Raw genomic sequence first — 17421 nt, 5'->3', positions numbered from 1 at the left:
CACCTCATCGCTACCCCTCTCAATTCTTCGTCGGCGCGCATCGCGCGCCTTCCTCTTTGTTCTGGGTTTCCGTCAACGATGCGCCGTCTCGCAGGTGCGGCGCGAGGACGTTGTCGTACATATTCAGTGCGCTGGCGATGGCCATGTGCATATCGAGATACTGGTAGGTGCCCAGCCGGCCGCCGAAAAGTACCTTCGACGAAGCGGTTTCGGACTTCGCCCTGGCTCGATACGCGGCCAGCACGGCGCGGTCGGACTCGGTGTTGATCGGATAGTAGGGCTCGTCGTCGTCCTCGGCGAACCGCGAGTATTCCCGCATGATCACGGTCTTGTCGGCCGGATAGTCGCGCTCGGTGTGAAAGTGGCGGAACTCGTGGATGCGGGTGTAGGGCACGTCGGGGTCGTTGTAGTTCATCACCGGTGTGCCCTGGAAATCCCCGATGGGTAGCACCTCCAGCTCGAAGTCGAGGGTGCGCCAGCCCAGCCGGCCCTCGGCGTAGTCGAAGTAGCGGTCCAGCGGGCCCGTATAAACGACGGGGGCCGACCGGGACTCTTGGCGCAGCTGCTCGCGCACGTCGAACCAGTCGGTGTCCAGCCTGACCTCGATGCGGTCGTCGCTGGCCATGTTCTGCAGCCAGGCCGTGTAACCGTCGACGGGCAGACCCTCGTAGGTGTCGCTGAAGTAGCGGTTGTCGAAGGTGTAGCGCACCGGTAGCCGGGTGATGTTGGCGGCCGGGAGTTCCTTGGGGTCGGTCTGCCACTGCTTGGCGGTGTAGCCCTTGACGAAAGCCTCGTAGAGCGGGCGGCCGATCAACGAGATCGCCTTCTCCTCGAGGTTTTGCGCGTCGGCGGTGTCGATCTCAGAGGCCTGCTCGGCGATGAGCTTGCGCGCTTCGTCGGGGGTGAAGTACTTGCCGAAGAATTGCGACACCAGGCCCAGCCCCATCGGGAACTGGTAGGCCTGCCCCTTGTGCATGGCGAAGACCCGGTGCCGGTAGTCGGTGAAGTCGGTGAACTGCCGCACGTAGTCCCAGACCCTCTTGTTGGAGGTGTGGAACAGGTGGGCGCCGTATTTGTGGACCTCGATGCCGGTGTGCGGCTCGGCTTCCGAATAGGCGTTGCCACCGATGTGCGGGCGGCGGTCCACAACGAGTACACGCTTCCCGAGCTGGGTAGCCACGCGTTCGGCAATGGTCAGTCCGAAGAATCCAGAGCCGACGACGAAAAGATCGAAACGAGCGGTCATCGGTTGCTTAGGGTATCTGACCCCGTCGCCCTAACCCATTTGGCGAGGCCAGAGAGAGGCCCGGCCGTTTTATCCACGGCCGTTGGGGCGTCCGGGATCCGCGATCACAGTCCTGGTCGCAATTGCCTCACGATTCAATATCACCACTCTAGTAACAGGTCCCCCACTCGTACCATCGACTGTGTGTGGTTCCTGCCAGATAGGACCGGCGGGACCGCCGACACAAACACATAGTCAGATAGAGGAGACTTCCGTGCCGAACCGACGCCGACGCAAGCTCTCGACAGCCATGAGCGCGGTTGCCGCCCTGGCAGTGGCGAGTCCGTGCGCATACTTCCTTGTCTACGAATCGACGGCCGACAACAAAGCGCCCGAGCATCACGAGTTCAAGCAGGCCGCGGTGATGAGCGACCTGCCCGGCGAGCTGATGGGCGCGCTATCGCAGGGCCTGTCGCAGTTCGGGATCAACATGCCCCCGGTGCCCGCCTTGAACGGGGGTGCGACCACACCCGGTCTCGCCAGCCCCGGCCTGGGCACTCCAGGCCTCGGAACCCCCGGCCTGGGGACGACGGGCCTGACCAATCCGGGCTTGACGAGCCCCGGCCTGACGAGCCCCGGTTTGACGAGCCCCGGCCTGACGAGCCCCGGCCTGACCAACCCGGGCATGGCGCCCATGACGCCCGGGCTCACCGCCCCGGGTGCGTTGCCGACCACCCCGGGCGCGGGGGTCGCGACCCCGGGCGCCGGGCTCAACCCGGCGCTTTCCAACCCCGGGCTGACCAGCCCGGCGGGGGTCGCACCGGGGCTGGGCAGCCCGACCCTGTCTCCGACCGAAGTTCCGATCGACTCCGGGGCCGGATTGGACCCGGGTGTCGGCGGCACCTACCCGATCCTCGGCGACCCGTCGACGTTCGGTAACGGTTCGCCCATCGGTGGCACCACCGGCCTGGGCGGTGGCTCGGGTTCCGGCGCCAGTGGCGGGCTGGTCAACGACGTGATGCAAGCCGCCAACCAGTTGGGCGCCGGTCAGGCGATCGACCTGCTCAAGGGCTTGGTGATGCCTGCGATCACGCAGGGCATGCAGGGCGGCGGGGCCGCGGGTGCCCTGCCGGGCGCTGCCGCAGGTGCACTGCCGGGCGCCGCGGGTGCCCTGCCGGGCGCTGCGGCGGGAGCTCTCCCGGCCGCCGCGGGTGCGCTGCCGGCGGCCGCCGGCGCGGTACCGGTACTGCCTCCGGTCTGACCTTTCGCAAACCCTCCACCAGACGGCACCGCAGAATCATCTGCGGTGCCGTCGATTTTTCCGAGGATTCGGCCTCGCCCAACCTCGTGTCGTCTCATAGATAACATCAGAAACACACGTAACATCGCCTGGTGTCTCGTAGTCGTGCCCCGACGATGTTGCTCACCGCCATCGCGGCGACCGTCGTCATCGTCTCGTGGGTGGGGGACACACGCGATCGCGGCACCTCCGGCCCGCCGCCGGAGCGCGGCACCCGACTCGTCGAGCAGCCGCTGGTGGGGCTGAGTGCCGGTGTCACGGTTCGCGAAATCAGTCAGGACACTCCTTTTTCTCTGGTCGCGCTGACCGGCGACCTGGCCGGCACGTCGACGCGCGTGCGCGCCAAGCGTCCCGACGGTTCGTGGGGACCCTGGTATCAGACCGAGTATGAAACCGCGGCGCCCGACCCGACGTCTCGAACGGGCGGTGACGACTCGGCGAGGTCAAACCACCCCGCCGGCGTCACGGAGGGGCCGCGCGGCACGGATCCCGTCTTCGTCGGCACCACGACGACGGTCCAGATCGCGGTCACCCGCCCGCTCGATGCGCCGGCGACCCTGGGGGCACCTCCCGCTGGCGGGGGACCGCCTCCGGCACCCCCGAGCGACAAGAGGGACTTGGGATACAAACCGGCATCCAGGGAACAGCCCTTCGGACAGAACATCTCCGCCGTCCTCATCTCCCCGCCGCAAGCGCCGGCGCAAACACAGTGGACACCGCCGTCCGGCGTGGTGATGCCCGGGCAAGCGCCCCCCATCATCAGCCGGGCGGAATGGGGCGCCGACGAATCGCTGCGATGCGGTAGCCCGCAGTACGACAACGGGATTCGCGCCGCGGTCGTCCACCACACCGCGGGCAGCAACGACTATTCCCCGCTGGAATCAGCCGGGATCGTCAAGGCCATCTACACCTATCACAGCAAGACGCTGGGCTGGTGCGACATCGCCTACAACGCGCTGGTCGACAAGTACGGCCAGGTGTTCGAGGGCAGCGCAGGCGGACTCGCCAAAGCGGTCGAGGCGTTCCACACCGGCGGATTCAACCGCAACACCTGGGGCGTGTCGATGATCGGCAACTTCGACGACGTGCCCCCGACACCGATCCAACTGCGCACCGTGGGCCGGCTACTCGGCTGGCGGTTGAGTATGGACGGCGTGGACCCCAAGGGCGCGGTGCAACTGGAGTCGGCCGGCAGCCACTACACCACTTTTCCGGCCGGCTCCATCGCGACGCTTCCGACCATCTTCACCCACCGCGACGTCGGGAACACCGACTGCCCTGGCAACGCCGCCTACGCGTTGATGGACGAAATACGGGATATCGCATCGCATTTCAACGACCCCCCGGAGGAGTTGATCGAGGCACTGCAGGGTGGCGCGATCTATGACCACTGGCAGGCGATCGGCGGGATGAACAGCGTGCTGGGTCCGCCGACCTCACCGGAAGACAGTGCCGCCGGTGACGCGCGCTTCGTCACTTTCGGCCGGGGCGCGATGTACTGGTCACCCGAGACGGGCCCTCAACCTGTCACCGGCGCCATCTACGACGCCTGGGGCTCTCAGAGCTACGAACGCGGGCCGCTCGGATTGCCCACCAGTGCGGAAATACAAGAACCACTGCAGATTACGCAGAATTTTCAGCATGGCACGCTGAACTTCGAGCGGCTGACCGGTAACGTCACCGAAGTCGTAGACGGTATCACGACGTCGCTGGCCACCCAATTACCAAGCGGCCCAACGGTACCGGCCGAACACTTCTCCCTGCCGACGCACCCGGCGGCGACCTGAGGCTAAAGCCACCAGCGTTCGAGCACCCGTCCCACCCCGTCGTCATTGTTGGCGGCGGTGACCTCGTCGGCGGCGGCCCGCACGTCGGGATGGGCGTTGCCCATGGCCACGCCATGGCCCGCCCAGCGCAGGATCGGCAGGTCGTTGGGCATGTCACCGAACGCCACCACCTCGTCGCGGGCGATCTCCAACGGCCTGGCGATCTCGTCCACACCGGTGGCCTTGCTGATCCCCAGCGGCACGATCTCGATCAGGCCGTTGTTGGTGGAGTAGGTGATGTCGCCCTCGATGCCGACGTGCTTGGCCAGTTCGGCAGCCATGTCGGAGCTGCGGGCCCCCGCCCGGCGGATGAGCAGCTTGATCGCCGGCGCACTGAGCAGGTCGTCGATCGACACCTCGGTGTTGTCCGGGTTCAGCCAGGCATGCTCGTAGCCCGGCGAGCTGATGAACTGAGGAGTCGCCGTGTCATGGGCGCGTTCGCCGATTCGCTCGACGGCCAGCCCCGCGCCGGGGATGACGCGAGTGGCCAGCTCCGCCAGTTCGGCCAGGGTGTCGACGGACAGCGTGCGCGTCGACACCACCCGGTCGGTCGCGGAGTCGTAGATCACGGCGCCGTTGGCGCACACGGCGATGGGGGCGAAGCCGAGCGCGTCGACCACGGGACGTATCCACCGCGGCGGGCGCCCCGTCGCCACGACGAACTGTGCGCCGGCGTCCACCGCGGCGCGGATGGCGTCGCGGGTGCGTGGCGTGATCTTTTCGTCGTCGTCGAACAGGGTGCCGTCGACGTCGCAGGCGATGAGCGTCGGCTTCATCGTCATCGGTCCCGACCGCTCAATGCAATCCGCTTTGGGTCTGCCCCGGTCGCGTGACGCCGTCGGTTCCGTATTTCTGCATCCGGTCCTGCAACTCCGACAACCGGATCGCTCGGGAATCGTCCTGGGTGGGCGCCGCACCGCCCAATCGGCGCGGCACCCAGAATTCGTCCTTCGGGTGCGGATATTCCTCCTGCACCCGGTACAGCAGGGTATTGAGCGCCTCGCGCAACACCGCGTTGAGTTGCTCGGGCGTGCCCAGCGGTGGCAGCGGCCGCCCGGCGACCACGGTGATCGGAACCTTGTTGCGCAGCACCTTCTTCGGATGGTCCTTGGGCCAGATCCGATGGGCGCCCCACACGATCACCGGGACGATCGGCACCTGGGCTTCCAGCGCCATGCGTGCCGCCCCGGTCTTGAATTCCCGCAGTTCGAAACTGCGGCTGATGGTGGCCTCGGGGTGCGTCCCGATCAGCTCGCCCTCGCGCATGCGCTGCACCGCCGCGTCGAAGGCGTCGTGTCCCGACTTGCGATCCACCGGGATCAGGCGGGCGTGCTTGATGACGTAGTTGACCGCCTTCACGTCGGCCATCTCCGCCTTGATCATGAAGTACGCGCGCCGCCGCCGCTCCCGGACGGCCAGCAGCGTGGGCAGCCAGTCCAGGTAGCTGGTGTGGTTCTGGGCCAGCAGGGCGCCGCCCCGCTCGGGGATGTTCTCGAGGCCCTGATAGGTGAACTTGGTTCCCTGCATGGCGACCATCGGCGGCACGATCCACTCGGCCAACCGGTAGAACCCCTCGGGCATTTCTTCTCCTTCGCCTACTGCGACGGGCGTTCGGCCTGTTCGGCGGCCTTCTTGGCCGATCGGGCGGCCGCCTCGTCGGCCTCGATCCGCGCGGCCTCCGCCCGGGTCGGGGCTCCTCCGCCCAGCCGGTGCGGCACCCAGTACGCCCCGGGATCGCTCGGATAGCGCTGTTGCGCCTGGTGCAGCAACGTGGTCATCGAGTCGCGCAGGGCAGCGTCGGTCTGCGCAATGTCTTCGCGCACCGGCAACGGTGCGCCTACCTGCACAGTGACAGGTATTTTGGCTCGGCCCAGTTTACGTGGGTGGTCCTTGGTCCAGATTCGGTGTGCCCCCCAGACGATCACCGGGACGATGGGGACGTCCGCTTCGATGGCCATCCGGGCGGCGCCGGTCTTGAATTCCTTGAGCTCAAAGCTGCGGCTGATCGTGGCTTCCGGATACACGCCCACCAGCTCACCTTCACGGAGTCGCTGCACGGCGATCGCGTAGGCGCCCGCGCCGGCGCCGCGGTCCACCGGGATGGCACGGGTGTGCTTGATCAGGAAATTGACCACTTTCACCCGCTGCATCTCGGCCTTGATCATGAATCGCAGGCGTCGTTCCCGCCGGTGTACGGCCAGGGCGGCCGGCAAGAAGTCGACATAGCTGGTGTGGTTGATCGCCACCACGGCGCCGCCCCGCTCGGGAATATGCTGCTCGCCGCTGTAGGTGATCTTGGTGCCGGTGGCCGCCACAACCAGTTGGGCCAGAAGCTCCAGCGCGCGGAAGGTCGGCTCCACCATCGATCACTACTCCGGCGCCCCTGTGGACTTCGCACGACGAGCCGCCCGCGCGGCTGCCTCCTCAGCTTCCAACCGGGCGGCCTCCGCCAGCGAAGGGGCGCCCCCGCCCAACCGGTGCGGCACCCAGAACTCCCCGGCAGGATGCGGTCCGTACATCTCCTGCGCGCGTTCCAGCAGGTGCTGCATCCGGGAGCGCAGCAGGCCCCTCAATTCCTCGATGGCCAACGTCGGCTCAATCGGCTCGCCCACCAGCACGATGATCGGCACCTTCGGCCGCCACAGCTTCTTCGGGTGGTCCTTGGTCCAGATGCGCTGGGCGCCCCAGACGATCACCGGGACGATCGGTACCCCGGCCTCGACCGCCATGCGGGCGGCCCCCGATTTGAACTCCTTGATCTCGAAGCTGCGGCTGATGGTGGCTTCGGGATAAACCCCGACCAGCTCACCGTCTTTCAGGTGCCGGACGGCGGCCTCGTAGGAGGCGGCCCCGTCTTGCCGATTCACCGAGATGTGCCGCAGGCTGCGCATGATCGGCCCGGTGACCTTGTGGTCGAACACCTCCTGCTTGGCCATGAATCGCACCTTGCGACCCAGGCGCTGCTTGTAGGCGGGCAACCCGGCGAAAGTGAAGTCCAGGTAGCCGGTGTGGTTGATCGCGATGACCGCACCGCCGCTTGTCGGTAGGTTCTCCACGCCCGCGACCGTGATCTTCAGGCCCTGCACGCGCCATACCAAGCGGGCCAGTGCAATGACAGTCCCGTAAACCGGTTCCACAGCTCATCAGCCTAGTGCTCCGGACCGCGCGGTGGCCCCCGGTGCCGAAAATCCGCACCGCCGGCCCGGGACCAGCCGGCTGCGGCACCGAGCCCGACCCGGTGCCTCGCGCTAAGCTCGGGGACTGAAAACCGTCATCGTCGGCCGAGACCGAATCGGTCCACCAGCGTTCCGCGGAAAGGCATTAGTGCAGGTCACCAGCGTAGGCCACGCCGGATTCTTGATCGAGACCCAGGCAGGCAGCATCCTTTGCGACCCCTGGGTCAATCCCGCCTACTTCACATCCTGGTTCCCGTTCCCGGACAACAGCACGCTGGACTGGGACAGCTTGGGCGCCTGCGACTACCTGTATGTGTCGCACCTGCACAAGGATCACTTCGACGCGAAGAACCTGGCCGAGCACGTCAACAAGGACGCGACCGTCCTGCTGCCGGAATTTCCGGTGCCAGATCTGCGAAATGCATTGCAGGAATTGGGCTTTCACCGATTCTTCGAGACCAGCAATTCGGTCAAGCATCGGGTCGAGGGCCCCAAGGGCGACCTCGACGTCATGATCATCGCCCTCCGGGCCCCCGCCGACGGCCCGATCGGCGATTCGGCACTGCTGGTTTCCGACGGCGCGACAACGGTTTTCAACATGAACGACGCCCGCCCGGTCGACCTGGACGTGCTGGCGTGCGAGTTCGGGCACATCGATGTGCACCTGCTGCAGTACTCCGGGGCCATCTGGTACCCGATGGTCTACGACATGCCCGCCCGCGCCAAGGAGTCGTTCGGCGTCCAGAAGCGGCAGCGGCAGATGGACCGCGCCCGCCAATACCTCGCCCAGGTCGGGGCGGCGTGGGTAATCCCCTCAGCGGGCCCGCCCTGCTTCCTGGATCCGGAGTTACGCCACCTCAACGACGACCACGGGGATCCAGCCAACATCTTCCCGGATCAAATGGTGTTCCTGGACCAGATGCGCACGCACGGGCACGACGGCGGCTTGCTGATGATCCCCGGATCCGCCGCCGACTTCACCGGATCCACCCTGCATTCGCTGCACCACCCGCTGCCCACCGACGAGGTCGAGGCCATCTTCACCACGGGCAAGGCCGGCTACATCGCCGAGTACGCCGAGCGGATGGCGCCCGTCGTCGCCGCGGAACGGGCCAGCTGGGCCCCCGCGGCCGGGGAGCCGCTCCTGGAACCGCTGCGTGCCCTGTTCGAGCCGATCATGTCGCAAAGCGACGAGATCTGCGACGGGATCGGCTACCCCGTCGAACTGGTGCTCGGCCCCGAGACCGTGATCCTGGACTTCCCGAAACGGGCGGTGCGGGAGCGGATTCCGGATGAGAAGGTCCGCTACGGCTTCGAGATCGCGCCGGAGTTGGTGCGCACCGTGCTGCGCGATCACGAGCCGGACTGGGTCAACACGATCTTCTTGTCCACCCGCTTCAGGGCATGGCGCGTCGGCGGCTACAACGAATACCTCTACACCTTCTTCAAGTGCCTGACCGGCGAACGGATCGCTTACGCCGACGGCTGGTTCGGCGAAACCCACGACGACTCGGCGTCGGTCACACTGGATGGCTGGGAGATTCAGCGCCGTTGTCCACACCTCAAGGCTGACCTCTCGAAGTTTGGTGTGGTGGAAGGAAACACGTTGACCTGCAACCTGCATGGGTGGCAGTGGCGATTGGACGACGGGCGCTGCCTGACCGCACGGGGACACCAACTGCGGAGCCGCCGGGCGTGAACGACTCCTACGGCTCCTACGATGACGGCCTGGTTCAGCTGGATCGCGCGGCGATCACGCTGCGCCGCTACCACTTTCCGTCGGGCACATCGAAGGTCATCGCGCTCGACACGATCCGCGGGTACAAAGCCGAAAAGCTGGGGCTTTTCACGCAGCGGTTCCGGGTTTGGGGCAGCTCGGACTTTCGCCGCTGGCTTCCCCTGGACGTGCAACGGCCGCTGCGGTCGACGTTGATCACCCTGGACGTGCCGGGGACCTGGCCCACCCCCGCGTTCACGCCGGCGCGCGCGGACGAGTTCACCGCGTTGCTCGACGAATTGCTGAGCTCGCGCGGTTAGCGGCCGCTCAACGGTCCCGATCGGCGAGCGCCTGCCGCGCCGCGTTGTAGCCCGGGATGAACGTGATCCCGGGCCCGCCGTGGCAGCCCGCGCTACCCAGGTACAGGCCGTCGATCGGGATCGGCTGGCCCAGGAAACCCCTCGGGCCGGGCCGGTTGGGGCCTATCTGGTTCGCATTCAACAGGCCGTGGCAGTAGTCGCCGCCCGGCGCGCCGAACATCACACCCATGTGCTTGGGCGTGAAGGTGGTGTGCCGGATGATGCTGCGTTCGAAATTCGGTGCGAGACGGGTGATCTTGTCGATCACCCGCTGACCCATTTCGATCTTCGCCTGCCCGTAGCTTGCCCTGTTTGGGTCGCCCTCGATCGGGAAGAACAACGCGAACGCGGACGCGGCGTGCTTGCCCTCCGGGGCGAGGTCCGGATCGTTCTGCGAGGGGATCTGCAAGACCACCGTGGGGTCGGCCGGAACGATCCCGCGCCGAGCGTCCTCCCATTGCTGCTGGACTTCCTCCGGCGTGCAGAACAGGCCGATCGAGGCCTGCATGGCCGGCTCGTTGAGGGCCTCGTACGGCGGGGCGAAGGCGGGGGCCTCGTCCAGCGCGAAGTGCATCTGTAAATAGCTGCCGCGGTGGTCGATGCGCGCATAGCGTTCCCGGATGTCGGCGGGCAGCGCGCCCGGGTCGATCATCTCGTTGAGGGTGATGTCCGGGGCGATGCCGGAGACGACGATCGGGGCGTTCAGGGTCTCGCCCGCCTCGGTTCGCACCCCGGTCACCCGCCCGTCCGCGACGAGGATCTCGGTCACCTTGGTGCGCAACCGAACTTCGCCGCCGTGGCTCTCCAGCACGTCGCACAGGTGCGCGGTGAGCGCGCCGATGCCACCGCGCAGCTTCTTCATCTGCATGGTGTCGCCGTCGGGAACGCCGAGGCCGAAGGCGAGCGCGGCCGCGCTACCCGGCGTAGACGGGCCGCGGTACAGCGTGTTGACGGCCAGCACGGTCATCGAACCGCGCAGCGCGCCATGCTTCTCGCGGTCCGGCAGATACCGGTCCAACACGTCGGTGACCGAGCCGAACAACATGTCATCGATCGCCGCGCGCTCGAATTCGTTTGTGGCGCAGGCGTACATCTGGTCGATGCTCTTGGGCGGTGTTCCGGCTTCGAACCGGCCCAGCGCGCGTGTCGGGCCTTGGCTCCACGCCATCAGCCCCGCCATTCCGTTGACGGCGTCGGCCCCGTGCACCTCGTTGAGGTGGGTGAACAGCTTGATGGGGTCGCTGTACTGGACCAGCGGATCGTCACCGACGCCGCGCACCGCCACCGACATCACGTCCAGCTCGATCGTCGGGATGGTGTCCAGGCCCAGCTCGTCGACGACCACCTGTGACGTCGGGAACTGCACCGAGCCGGCGATCTCGAACCGGTACCCGTCGAAAAGCTCCACGGTGGAAGCCATCCCGCCCGCGTAGAGCTTGGGATCCAGGCACACCGTCCGCAGTCCGGCCTTGGCCAGCAGCACGGCCGCGGTCAGCCCGTTATGTCCTGCTCCGATAACGATCGCGTCATAACCAGTCATGTCCTGCCCTCCGAAAAGGAGGCTCGCACGACGGTCAAGTTTTGTCAATTATGACGAAACTTGACGCGTTGTCGCGGTGATCCAGGAGTCGGTGATCCCCGCTCGCAGCGACTCCAGTGCCGCGTGGCACAACCGCGCGAGTTCGCCGAGAGACCGGTCGTCGCCGACCATCCAGACCTCCATCGCGCCGAAGACGGCGGCGGCGATGCACCGCGCGGTCACCGCGGTGCGCACCCGCAGGTCCGCCGTCGGCTCCGCGGCGCCGTTGGTCCCGCGGCCACGCCGTTGCAACTGTGCCGCGATGGCGTCGGCGAAGTCGGCCTGGACCTCCCGGATGTGGCGGACGATGCGGCCGGGGTCGAGCTCGCCTTGGCGCAGTGCGGCGATCTTGGTGACCGCGTCGACGTCATACGGGAACGAGAAGATGGCCGACTGCACCGAGTCGATGATCGGTTCGTCGGCCGGCCTGGCGTCCAGGGCCGCGCGAAACCAGTGCAGCCCGGTGTAATCGGCGAACAACAGATCGTGCTTCGAGCTGAAGTGGCGATAGAACGTCCGCAGCGACACTCCGGCGTCGGCGGCGATCTGTTCGGCCGACGTGTCTTCGACGCCCTGGGCCAGGAATCGCACCACGGCGGCCTGGCGCAACGCTTCGCGAGTGCGTTCGCTGCGCACCGTCTGAGCGGGCCTGACCATCTCAGTAACGTATCAAGACATCGGATTTGTCATTCGACTTGTTGTGTCAATATTGACAAAACTTTGGGGCGCGGGTGAGACTGCGCCCATGGTCTCGCTACTCACTCACGCGGTGCTCGGACTGGCGGTCATCACCTGGATCGTCCGGTCGAACTCAAAGGTCTTCGCCCGGCCGGCCAACGGCCCATTCTTTTCGCCGATGGAAATCGTGTACTACGTCGTCGGCATCGTCTCCGTCGCGCTCGGCTGGTACTTCAACATCACCTTCGTGCACGAGTACTCGCACGGATCCACCAATCCGCTCTGGGGCGAACACGGAAGCTGGGCCGAGTACATCAAGCTGATGTTCACCAACCCGGCCGCCAGCTCGGCCAGCCAGGACTACACGATCGCGAATGTGATTCTGCTGCCGATCTTTACGATCGTGGACGGCTACCGGCGCGGACTGCGCCACCCCTGGCTGTACTTCGTGTCGAGCCTGTTCACCAGCTTCGCGTTCGCGTTCGCGTTCTACTTCGCGACGATGGAACGCCAGCGCCGGCACGAGCAGGACCGCGCGACGGTAAACGCCTAAGGCTCCAGCACTTCGGTGCCGACGAATGGCACCAGCGCCTCGGGAACCCGCACACTGCCGTCGGGCCGCTGGTGGTTCTCCAGGATCGCCACGAGCCAGCGGGTGGTACCCAGCGTGCCGTTGAGCGTGGCCGCGGTCTGTGGCTTGCCGTTCTCGTCGCGGTAGCGGGTGGTCAGCCGGCGCGCCTGGAACGTGGTGCAGTTCGACGTCGACGTCAGCTCGCGGTAGGCCTGTTGCGTCGGAACCCACGCCTCGCAGTCGAACTTGCGGGCGGCCGACGAGCCGAGATCGCCTGCGGCCACGTCGATCACCCGATACGGCACCTCGATGCGCGCCAGCATCTCGCGCTGCCAGCCCAGCAGCCGCTGGTGTTCGGCCTCGGCCTCGTCGGGCGTGCAGTAGACGAAGCCTTCGACCTTGTCGAACTGATGCACCCGGATGATGCCCCGGGTGTCCTTGCCGTAGCTGCCCGCCTCGCGGCGAAAGCACGACGACCAGCCCGCGTACCGCAGTGGGCCACCGGACAGGTCCAGGATCTCGTTCCAGTGGTAGCCGGCCAACGGCACCTCCGAGGTGCCCACCAGGTAGAGGTCGTCGGCCTCGACCCGGTAGATCTCGTCGGCGTGCGCGCCCAAAAATCCGGTGCCGGCCATCACCTCCGGGCGCACCAGCACCGGCGGGATCATCGGGGTGAATCCGTTCTCGACGGCCAGCCGCAGCGCCAACTGCAGCAGGCCGAGCTGGAGCAGCGCCCCCTGACCGGTGAGGAAGTAGAACCGCGAGCCGGACACCTTGGCGCCGCGCTGCATGTCGATCAGACCCAGCGACTCGCCTAGCTCCAGGTGGTCCTTGGGGTTGTCGATCGCCCGGGGCTCACCGACGATGTCGAGGACGGCGAAGTCGTCCTCGCCGCCGGCCGGAACGCCGTCGATGACGACGTTCGAGATCGCCATGTGCGCCGCGGTGAACTTCGCCTCCGCATCGGTCTGGGCGGTCTCGGCGGCCCTTACCTGCTCGGCCAGTCCCTTCGCGCGCGCCAGCAACGCCGGGCGCTCGTCGGGCGACGCGGCACCCACGCTCTTGCTGGCGGACTTCTGTTCGGCCCGCAGCGCGTCGGCGGACGAGATCGCGGCCCGGCGCGCGGCGTCGGCCGACAGCAGGGCGTCCACCAACGTCGGGTCTTCACCGCGGCTGAGTTGGGAGCGGCGCACGGCGTCGGGGTCTTCCCGGAGCAGCTTCAGGTCGATCACGGCCCTGAGACTACTTTCACCGGCTCCGGCCGCCGGGCGGAGCGTCCGCCCTTCGCCGGCCCAGGACTCACATCCGTAACTTTTGTCACGCGCCTCAGGTGGTCCTGTCAGAATGGAGCCGATGTCGCAAGCGCCCGAGAAGGAACTTTCGGAAGGCCCCGCAGTCGAGACGCCCGCCGCCTCGGCCGATGGGCCGTCCGCACAGCGGTCGCCCGCCTTCTTGTGGCCGCGCAGCCTGCAGGCCCGGGCGACCAGGCGGGCGCTGCTGCTGACCGCGCTCGGCGGCCTGTTGATCGCCGGGCTGGTCACCGCCATCCCGGTGGGCACCGGATCGGGACGGCTCCTCGACAGCAGCCCCGTGCGCAGCACCGGGGCCAAGAGCGACGCCGCCCTCAACCGCGCCTCCCGCGGGGAATGCCTGATGTGGCCCGACACCACCCCGGAGTCGGCGAAAATCGTCGACTGCGGCGATGATCACAAGTTTGAAGTCGCCGAATCCATTGATATGCGGACGTTCCCGGGCTCCGAGTACGGGCCCAGCGCCGCGCCCCCGACGCCCGCCCGCATCCAGCAGATCACCCAGGAACAGTGCGAGGCCGCCGTCCGTAATTATCTGGGACTCAAGTTCGATCCGAACAGCAAATTCACGGTCAGCCTGCTGTGGCCCGGCGACCGCGCCTGGCGCCAGTCCGGCGACCGCCGCATGCTGTGCGGCCTGCAACTGCCCGGCATGAACAACCAGCAGCAGCCGTTCAAGGGCAAGGTCGCCGACGTCGACCAGTCCAAGGTCTGGCCGGCCGGCACCTGCCTGGGGATCGATCCGGCGACCAATCAGCCGACCGATGTGCCGGTCGACTGTGCGGTCCCGCACGCGATGCAGGTCACCGGCACGGTCAACCTGGCCGAGAAGTTTCCCGACGCCCTGCCCGCCGAGCCGGACCAGGATGGCTTCATCAAGGATTCGTGCACCAAGATGACGGACGCGTACCTGGCGCCGGTCAAGCTGCGCACCACGACCCTGACGCTGATCTATCCCACGGTGCCGCTGTCCAGCTGGACGGCCGGCAGCCGCGAGGTGGCCTGCAGCATCGGCGCGACGCTGGGCAACGGGGGCTGGGCCACCCTGCTGAACAGCGCCAAGGGCCAGCTGCTGATCAACGGCCAGCCCCCGGTACCGCCCCCCGACATTCCCGAAGAGCGGCTCACGATCCCGCCGGTTCCGCTCCAGGTCCCGGCGCAGGCGCCGTCCGACCAGTCCGCCGCCCCGCCGGAGATCCCGCCCAACAATCAGCACCTCCCCGGGCAGCAACCGGTGGTGCCGCAGCCCCAGCAACCCCAGCAACCCCAGCAAGCCCCCGAACAGCAGGCTCCCGTCCAGCAAGCGCCGCAGCCGCCGCCGGCGGACAACGGCGCACCGCCCGCGAACCCCGCACCCGAGGCACCGCCGCCCCCGCCGCCCCCGCCGGCCGAACCCCCACCGGGGGGCTAGCGGGGTGTCCGTGCGGATGGATCCGCAGCGGTTCGACGAACTGGTCTCCGACGCCCTCGACCTGATACCGCCCGAGCTGGCCGCTGCGATGGATAACGTCGTCGTCCTCGTCGAAAGCCGCCATCCCGAGGAAGCCGAACTGCTCGGACTGTACGAGGGGGTGGCGCTGACCGAACGCGACTCCGACTACTCCGGTGCGCTGCCGGACGCCATCACCATCTACCGCGAGGCGCTGCTGGACGCGTGCGAGTCCGAGGCCGAGGTCGTCGAGGAGGTGGCGATCACGGTGATCCACGAAATCGCTCACCACTTCGGCATCGACGACGACCGGCTGCACGAACTGGGCTGGGCCTGACTGGGCGCGGCGTCCCGGATTTGTCCGCGGCGGGTGCTATGAACTCACTTATGAGCACTGACTGCCGCGACTGCCGGGCAGGCTTAGATCACTGTCACGGCACCATCATTCGCCACGCACTGCACCGGTCGGAGTGCACCGAGCCGGACTGCTTCAGCCCCGAATTGTTGCCGCACGCCTTCGTCATCGATTGCGACGCCGTCGGCTGTGCCTGCACCGAAGTGGTCGCGCTGGCCGTCTGATCGAGGTGTCAGCCCATCGGGTCGGTGCTTGACCGCACCGCGTCCGCGACCGGGGTCGCCTCGGCCTCCGGATAAAAAGGCGGCGTCAACGTTCCCCAGCGCACGCAACTCCACCGCCCGTCGGTGACGGGGCTCAAGGCCACCGATTCGGTGTTGTCGAGATGATTGTCCAGCGCGAAGTCGGCCTCCACGCCGGCCAGCACGGCGGCGGCCAACCGGATCGCCGCGCCATGGCTGATGACCACGATGTCACCGTGGAAGTCGTCGTCGTCGAGGTAGCGCAGGCGCAGGTCGGTGAGCACCGGCACGTAGCGGTCCAACACGTCGCTGCCGGTTTCGCCACCGGGTAGCGCCACATCGAGCTCGCCCCGATGCCAACGGTCGTAGATGGCATTGAACTCCGCGACCGCGTCGTCGTCGTTGCGGTCTTCCAGCCGGCCGACCTGCACCTCATGGATGCCGGGCATCTCGATCGCGGACATCGCGAGCTGGCCCGCGATCACCGCCGCGGTCTGCGAGGCCCGGGTGGCCACCGAGTGCGCGAGCATCGCCGGGTGGCCCGACCCGCGGGCGAACGCCCGAGCCTGGTCGCGGCCCAGCGGTGTCAGTTCCGCCCCGGGCGGACGCGTGTCGAGCCGGCGCTCGACGTTTCCGTAAGACTGGCCGTGCCGCACCAGGATCAAGCGCCCGCTCACCGGTGCGACCCCCCGGCGGGCTCTTCGGGCTTTCCGTCCCGCACCCGCGCCAGCCAGCGCAACGCCTCCTCGGCGGACGGCGGCAGCGCCCCGGCGGGGGAGCCGGTGGGCCAAGATCCCAGGTATCTCACATCGGCACAACGACGGTGCAACGCCTTGAGTGCCTCGGCGACGGCGTCGTCGTCGATGTGCCCCACGCAATCGGCGAAAAACCGGTAGGTGCCGAGTCCGGTTCTGGTCGGCCGGGATTCGATTCGGGTCAGGTCGATGCCCCGGATGGCGAACTCGGCGAGCGCGGCCAGCAAGGCGCCGGGCGCGTTGTCGATCCGCAGTACCACCGATGTCCGGTCGGCGCCAGTGCGGGCCGGTGCGGGCCCGGGCAGCCCGACCAGAACGAAGCGGGTGCGGGCGTTGGGTTCGTCGACCACACCGTCGGCCAGGGTGTCCAGCCCCCAGTGGGTGGCGGCCAGTGGCGAGGTCACGGCGGCGTCGACCCGCCCCTCGGCCACCTGCTGAGCGGCGTCGGCATTGGAGTACGCCGGCCGCAGTTCGGCATCGGCCAGGTTGGCGGCCACCCACTGCCGCACCTGAGCCGCCGCCACCCCGAAGGCCGCCAACGTGTGCACGTCGGCGGCCCGGAGTCCCGCTTTGACGACGATGCTGAACGCGACGTCCAGCGTCGTCTCGGCGAAGACCTGCAGCGGCGAACCTATGGCCAGGCTGTCCAGGGTTGGGGTCACCGAACCGTCGATCGAGTTCTCGATCGGGACGCATGCGTAGTCGGCGGCGCCGTCGCGCACCGCGTCCAACGCCGCGGAGGTGCTGTCGACCGGCGACGGCTGCACGCCGTCGGGCCCCCGTTCGGGAACCAAACCGGCGGCGGTGATCTGTCGCAGCGCCGCCTCGGTGAAGGTCCCTGCCGGACCGAGGTAAGCGATGCGGGCCACGTCCCAACCCTAGCGGCGCGCAGGACAGAA

Annotated in this window: 17 protein-coding genes and 1 pseudogene; 8 read left to right on the top strand and 10 right to left on the bottom strand. The window is 67.6% G+C overall.

Going from position 1 to position 17421, the window contains the following annotated elements:
- Positions 1–19: 19 nt before the first annotated feature.
- Positions 20–1246 carry a UDP-galactopyranose mutase gene (gene glf, locus Q0W90_RS02070; protein WP_297594089.1) on the bottom strand — a complete coding sequence of 409 codons (1227 nt, stop codon included), beginning with the start codon at positions 1244–1246 and terminating at the stop codon, positions 20–22.
- A gap of 253 nt (positions 1247–1499) precedes the next feature.
- On the opposite strand from glf, the gene Q0W90_RS02065 reads away from it, so the two are divergent.
- Both Q0W90_RS02065 and Q0W90_RS02060 read left to right on the top strand, forming a co-directional pair.
- The gene (locus Q0W90_RS02065; RefSeq protein ID WP_297594087.1) at positions 1500–2486 is read left to right on the top strand and encodes a PirG; all 987 of its coding nucleotides are present in this window, start codon (positions 1500–1502) and stop codon (positions 2484–2486) included.
- A gap of 128 nt (positions 2487–2614) precedes the next feature.
- On the top strand, positions 2615–4312 hold the full coding sequence (locus Q0W90_RS02060) for an LGFP repeat-containing protein (RefSeq protein WP_297772921.1): 1698 nt from the start codon (positions 2615–2617) through the stop codon (positions 4310–4312).
- 2 nt (positions 4313–4314) lie between these two features.
- Here the strand turns inward: Q0W90_RS02060 and Q0W90_RS02055 are convergent, their stop codons facing one another.
- The 4 genes from Q0W90_RS02055 to Q0W90_RS02040 are packed head-to-tail and all read right to left on the bottom strand — an operon-like array spanning position 4315 to position 7488.
- Complete coding sequence (locus Q0W90_RS02055) at positions 4315–5127, bottom strand: HAD family hydrolase (RefSeq protein WP_297594125.1); 813 nt, start codon at positions 5125–5127, stop codon at positions 4315–4317.
- Between the two features lie 19 nt (positions 5128–5146).
- Positions 5147–5932 carry a 1-acyl-sn-glycerol-3-phosphate acyltransferase gene (locus tag Q0W90_RS02050; RefSeq protein ID WP_297594085.1) on the bottom strand — a complete coding sequence of 262 codons (786 nt, stop codon included), beginning with the start codon at positions 5930–5932 and terminating at the stop codon, positions 5147–5149.
- A gap of 14 nt (positions 5933–5946) precedes the next feature.
- Positions 5947–6714 (bottom strand): lysophospholipid acyltransferase family protein, encoded by a 768-nt coding sequence (locus Q0W90_RS02045; RefSeq protein ID WP_297594082.1) that lies wholly within the window; start codon positions 6712–6714, stop codon positions 5947–5949.
- Between the two features lie 6 nt (positions 6715–6720).
- Positions 6721–7488 carry a 1-acyl-sn-glycerol-3-phosphate acyltransferase gene (locus Q0W90_RS02040; RefSeq protein ID WP_297594081.1) on the bottom strand — a complete coding sequence of 256 codons (768 nt, stop codon included), beginning with the start codon at positions 7486–7488 and terminating at the stop codon, positions 6721–6723.
- A gap of 187 nt (positions 7489–7675) precedes the next feature.
- Between Q0W90_RS02040 and Q0W90_RS02035 the strand changes: the two genes are divergently transcribed.
- Together Q0W90_RS02035 and Q0W90_RS02030 are read left to right on the top strand one after the other, a co-directional pair.
- Entirely contained in the window at positions 7676–9226 is a 1551-nt protein-coding gene (locus Q0W90_RS02035; protein WP_297697392.1) for an MBL fold metallo-hydrolase, read from the top strand.
- Positions 9223–9564, top strand: a complete 342-nt coding sequence (locus Q0W90_RS02030; RefSeq protein WP_297594079.1) for a hypothetical protein — start codon at positions 9223–9225, stop codon at positions 9562–9564. The genes Q0W90_RS02035 and Q0W90_RS02030 overlap by 4 nt, the downstream gene beginning before the upstream one ends.
- Before the next feature lie 7 nt (positions 9565–9571).
- On the opposite strand, the gene Q0W90_RS02025 is transcribed toward Q0W90_RS02030, so the two are convergent.
- Both Q0W90_RS02025 and Q0W90_RS02020 read right to left on the bottom strand, forming a co-directional pair.
- Positions 9572–11143, bottom strand: coding sequence for an NAD(P)/FAD-dependent oxidoreductase (locus Q0W90_RS02025; protein ID WP_297594078.1), 1572 nt, complete (start codon positions 11141–11143; stop codon positions 9572–9574).
- Between the two features lie 48 nt (positions 11144–11191).
- Complete coding sequence (locus tag Q0W90_RS02020) at positions 11192–11839, bottom strand: TetR/AcrR family transcriptional regulator (protein ID WP_297772896.1); 648 nt, start codon at positions 11837–11839, stop codon at positions 11192–11194.
- An 88-nt stretch (positions 11840–11927) separates the two neighbouring features.
- On the opposite strand from Q0W90_RS02020, the gene Q0W90_RS02015 reads away from it, so the two are divergent.
- Complete coding sequence (locus Q0W90_RS02015; protein ID WP_297594075.1) at positions 11928–12413, top strand: DUF2834 domain-containing protein; 486 nt, start codon at positions 11928–11930, stop codon at positions 12411–12413.
- Here the strand turns inward: Q0W90_RS02015 and serS are convergent.
- Complete coding sequence (gene serS, locus Q0W90_RS02010; RefSeq protein WP_297594073.1) at positions 12410–13663, bottom strand: serine--tRNA ligase; 1254 nt, start codon at positions 13661–13663, stop codon at positions 12410–12412. The genes Q0W90_RS02015 and serS overlap by 4 nt on opposite strands.
- Positions 13664–13775: 112 nt before the next feature.
- Here serS and Q0W90_RS02005 point away from each other — a divergent pair, with 112 nt between their 5' ends.
- From Q0W90_RS02005 to Q0W90_RS01995, 3 genes and pseudogenes are all read left to right on the top strand, one after another.
- Positions 13776–15152 carry a septum formation family protein gene (locus Q0W90_RS02005; protein WP_297772892.1) on the top strand — a complete coding sequence of 459 codons (1377 nt, stop codon included), beginning with the start codon at positions 13776–13778 and terminating at the stop codon, positions 15150–15152.
- A gap of 4 nt (positions 15153–15156) precedes the next feature.
- Positions 15157–15551, top strand: a pseudogene (locus Q0W90_RS02000) (metallopeptidase family protein); the annotation flags it as partial.
- 6 nt (positions 15552–15557) lie between these two features.
- Positions 15558–15749, top strand: coding sequence for a hypothetical protein (locus Q0W90_RS01995; RefSeq protein ID WP_066991916.1), 192 nt, complete (start codon positions 15558–15560; stop codon positions 15747–15749).
- 8 nt (positions 15750–15757) lie between these two features.
- On the opposite strand, the gene Q0W90_RS01990 is transcribed toward Q0W90_RS01995, so the two are convergent.
- Positions 15758–16444, bottom strand: a complete 687-nt coding sequence (locus Q0W90_RS01990; RefSeq protein WP_297594071.1) for a histidine phosphatase family protein — start codon at positions 16442–16444, stop codon at positions 15758–15760.
- Positions 16441–17391 carry a prephenate dehydratase gene (gene pheA, locus Q0W90_RS01985; RefSeq protein ID WP_297772889.1) on the bottom strand — a complete coding sequence of 317 codons (951 nt, stop codon included), beginning with the start codon at positions 17389–17391 and terminating at the stop codon, positions 16441–16443. Before pheA ends, Q0W90_RS01990 begins: the two co-directional genes overlap by 4 nt.
- Between the last annotated feature and the right edge of the window lie 30 nt (positions 17392–17421).

It is taken from the genome of Mycobacterium sp., from assembly GCF_025933915.1.
In the GTDB taxonomy this organism is placed as follows: Bacteria; Actinomycetota; Actinomycetes; order Mycobacteriales; family Mycobacteriaceae; genus Mycobacterium.
This window is presented reverse-complemented; position numbering and strand designations above follow the sequence as displayed.